Raw genomic sequence first — 3,673 nt, forward strand, 5'->3', positions numbered from 1 at the left:
GCCGCGCGGAGAAGCCGGCGGGCCAGACGGCGCGGCCTGGTGGGCCGGCGGCTAGACCGGCTGCCCGGCGGCGAGCCTCTGGACGACAGTGATCAGCTCGTCGGGGTCGAACGGCTTCGTCAGGTAGTAGTCCACTCCGACGCGTGCCCCGCGCTTGACGTCGGCCTCCTGCGCCCGCGCGGTGAGCATGATCAGCTTGATGTCGGCGGTCGACGGATCCTCGCGCAGGTGGGTGGCCACGTCCCAACCGTTCATTCGCGGCATCATGATGTCGAGCGTGATCACCTGCGGGGCTACGGAGCGCACCATCTCCAGCGCGTCGACACCGTCGACGGCGGTATGGACCTCGAAGCCTTCCAACTCAAGGTTGACGACCACGAGCTGACGTATCACCGCGTCGTCGTCGACGACGAGGACTCGGGGGGCGGCTGAGTACACACCGGAAGCTTACGGCCGACCCGGGCGCGCGATCCCGTGTTCCAGCCTGGTAACGTAGGCGGCGTTGCCCCAGAGCCCCCGTAGCTCAGGGGATAGAGCACCGCCCTCCGGAGGCGGTGGCGCAGGTTCGAATCCTGCCGGGGGCACGTACAGTATCCACGCAGTGAAGAGGCTGAACGGCTACTGTACGGGGCGCGGAGGTGCCGACGACCACCCCCGCCGCATCGGCAACCTGATCAAGGTTAGTAGCTGGGATTTTGATCATTGTTTGTACCTTCTGAGTCTCATGGTCGACATGGACGGTGAGTTGCGCGGTCTCGTAAAGGCGACGCTGCAACGCCTCGGGCGCTTGGTCGAGCTTGAAATGGAGCTTCGATAGCGCCTCGAGAAGGGTGCCGAGGAGAACGTCCTCGCGGATGCGGACCGTCTTGGGGTGTTTGGTTAGCCTGTCTTCGGGTCCCCGATGGCTGGCCTTCGGCCAGCAGATGTAAGTAGACGGGATTCCCGGGCCGGCGGAGGTTGCCGGCCATGCGCCGTCCACAAGCGCAGACGATCATGCCCCGTGAAGACGTAGTGCGCAGGGTCGCGGGATGGGCGTTGAGCTCATTCCCCTCACGGGAGCCCCATTTGGTCTGTCGATCCACTCAGCGTGCGCCGAACGACTGGCCTGCGAGATGCGGGCGACCCTCGATCGCCGGGCGCGCTGATTATCGGTCTTCCCAGGGATGCCCTGCGGCGAGGAGTGCGGCGCGCTGCCAGATGAGCAAATATTGCCCCCCCCCCGGAGAAATTGCCGTTCTGACGGGAACGCTGTGCGTCATGACGCCGGTAGCGCAGGGTGGGAATGTCAAGCAGTATTCCGGTGGCGAGGGCGGAGCCAGCGATGAGGGTCGCGGTGTCCTCGACGCCGCGCAGCGCCGCCCATCCCCCGACGGCGAGGAGCAGAGTGCGGCGCCACATCACCCCGGCCGGATGCACCGGTGGCAGGGTGCGATCGGGCAGGGCAGACGCCCACGCGACGGCCAGCGCACCGCGTGCCAGCGGCCCGGCCGTCACGGCCAACGGCAAGGTGTGCAAGGTGCCGTCCGCATGCAAATCGCGGGCATGGCCGACCGCGTAGCCGGCGTGGCGAGCGCGCCGCTGAGGGCTCGATCGCGTCGGGTTCGAGTTCATCGTCGGCGTCGAGGTTCTGGACCAGTGGCGCGGTGCATTCACCGAGGGCGATGTTGCGGGCGACTCCGGGGCCTTCCTGGGTGCCGTGCGCGCCGATCCGGACGCGGCCGTCGGCCGCCGCGCCGCAGGCGGCCAGCGTGTCGATGACCTCGCCGGCCGGCCCGTCGATCTGAACCCGCCCCGTCCAGTGGGGATGGCGCTGCCGACGTAGCGAGTCCCACGCCGCCGGCAGGTAGCCCGCGTACTCGGCGTGAACCGCGGTGACCACATCGACCCGCATGTTCGCAGTATGTACCGATCCGGTCCGCATTCGTGTGGTACATATCCGGAGAAGATCCGACGGAAGGGGGCACGTGGACGTCGCATCGATCAACGCGCGGCTCGGTCAGGCAGCCTCCACCGACTCCCGTGAGTTGGACCGGGTCTGCGAGGATCTCGCCGCCGAACTGATCGACGCCGGCATCGAACCCCCCTTCCAGATCCCGTCGGCGGACTTCGTCATCGACCCCTGGCTGATCTGCGCCGACCGGTACTGGCGCCGCCGATTCCTGCGCGAGCCCACCGTCGAGGTCGCAGCCCGCTGCGCCCGCTGGCTGTACGACCACACCGAACCGCCGATCCGCCCGGACATCATCGAGAAGTGGTCGCTGGGCTACGCCTTCATCACCAAGGACACGGTCGAGTCCCGCCACGACCTCACCCTCGCCACCGGCCGGATCGTCGAGACGACCCAGGGCTCGGCCGACATCTGCTACTTCGCCGCGCTCTACCACGCCGGAAAGCTCCGCGCAGACTTCTGGTTCGACGAACTCCACCAGTTCCTCGAATCCTCCCTGCTCGCCGTCGCCGCCGGCCGCCACCGCGACGACCCGCTGTTCACCGGCCTACGCGCCTTCGCCGCGTTCGGCAGCCGCACCATCACCACCAGCCACGCCCTCGACCTCCTCGACACGGCCTGGCGCGCCACCCCACGTTCCCGGGCCGTCGTCGACGTCTGCCTGGGCGCCCTCGCTGCCGCCCCGCGTTTCCCGGGACGGGGCGAGCAGCTACGTCGCCGCGCCACCGACGCCGTCGCCGAGTTCCCCGACGACCATCTCTTCCGATTTCGCCTCGCGTGCGGCCAACGCATGTGCGGCGACTACACCGACGCACTCGCCACCATCGACACCGCGCTGCGCCTGCTGCCCGCGATCGGCACCCGGATCAGCCACGAACTTCTTCAGGAGCAGTACCTACGGGAACGCGACGTCATCGAGAAGGACCTGGACCTCGCCGAACTGGCCGCCGGCCAGCAAACCCGCTGGCATGCCCAGGACGCCGCCAACCGCGACCTGCGCCGGACGTTGCAAACCTCCGCCATCCGCGCCGTCGAACTCGTCACCGTCTTCACCGCCGCTGTCGCCTTCGCCGTCGGCTCACTCCCGATCACCCTCACCGGCAACCTCGGCTTCCGCGACCGCGCGCTCCTGCTGACCATCCTCGGCGCCGGACTCCTGCGCTTCTCGTTCGTCATCATCGCCGGCACCTGGATCATCACCGGCCGCCACCACCCCGACACCAGTCCGCCGGACAGGACCAGCAGGTCCTGAACCCAGACGCCCGCAGTCCCCCATCTTCACGTCTCAGCCCCGGAGGCGCGGAGGCGCGGCGTAGCTGGGCCGAGCAGACCCTCAGCCTCCGCCAGCGATCAACGCAGGAACGGAGATCACGGTGACCTGGGTGGTGGAGACGGTGGTGAGGCCGTTGAACACGCCGGTCTGGCCGCCGCCGGCCCAGGTGACGTTCCAGGTGACGGTGGCGGTCACGGGGAACACGCCGCCGGGCTGGTCGCCGGAGCTGGTCTGATAGGTGTGGCCGCAGTCCGGTGAGGAGGCCTTCGGGTCGGCGTCGGGCTGGTAGGGGGTGCCGGGGCCGGGGCAGCGGACCTGGGTGCCGTCGCCCATCGTCCAGACGACCTCGACCGGCGAGCTCGGCGACGGCGACATGGTGACACTCGGCGCCGCAGATGGCCCGGTCGACGTCGCCACCGGTCCTGGCTCGGAGCCGTGATCCGAACTGCACG

Annotated in this window: 3 protein-coding genes, 1 tRNA gene and 1 pseudogene; 2 read left to right on the forward strand and 3 right to left on the reverse strand. The window is 68.9% G+C overall.

Translation table 11 applies throughout. The features are described 5' to 3' along the window. Nucleotides 1–51: 51 nt before the first annotated feature. Entirely contained in the window at nucleotides 52–438 is a 387-nt protein-coding gene (locus tag G6R25_RS22450; RefSeq protein WP_163554477.1) for a response regulator transcription factor, read from the reverse strand. Nucleotides 439–512: 74 nt separating this feature from the next. Here G6R25_RS22450 and G6R25_RS22455 point away from each other — a divergent pair. Further along, nucleotides 513–584: transfer RNA gene (locus tag G6R25_RS22455), tRNA-Arg, on the forward strand. Between the two features lie 701 nt (nucleotides 585–1,285). Here the strand turns inward: G6R25_RS22455 and G6R25_RS22460 are convergent. Further along, entirely contained in the window at nucleotides 1,286–1,921 is a 636-nt protein-coding gene (locus G6R25_RS22460) for a glycosyltransferase (protein ID WP_336502365.1), read from the reverse strand. 43 nt (nucleotides 1,922–1,964) lie between these two features. On the opposite strand from G6R25_RS22460, the gene G6R25_RS22465 reads away from it, so the two are divergent. After that, on the forward strand, nucleotides 1,965–3,200 hold the full coding sequence (locus G6R25_RS22465) for a hypothetical protein (protein WP_163554478.1): 1,236 nt from the start codon (nucleotides 1,965–1,967) through the stop codon (nucleotides 3,198–3,200). 81 nt (nucleotides 3,201–3,281) lie between these two features. Here the strand turns inward: G6R25_RS22465 and G6R25_RS22470 are convergent. Further along, nucleotides 3,282–3,673, reverse strand: a pseudogene (locus tag G6R25_RS22470) (ATP/GTP-binding protein); the annotation flags it as partial.

It is taken from the genome of Candidatus Frankia alpina, from assembly GCF_902806485.1.
GTDB lineage: Bacteria > Actinomycetota > Actinomycetes > Frankiales > Frankiaceae > Frankia > Frankia alpina.

Excerpts from the sequence above, each read along its gene's own strand:
- G6R25_RS22460 (WP_336502365.1), bottom strand. The coding sequence starts at position 1,921 with ATGCGGACCGGATCGGTACATACTGCGAACATGCGGGTCGATGTGGTC.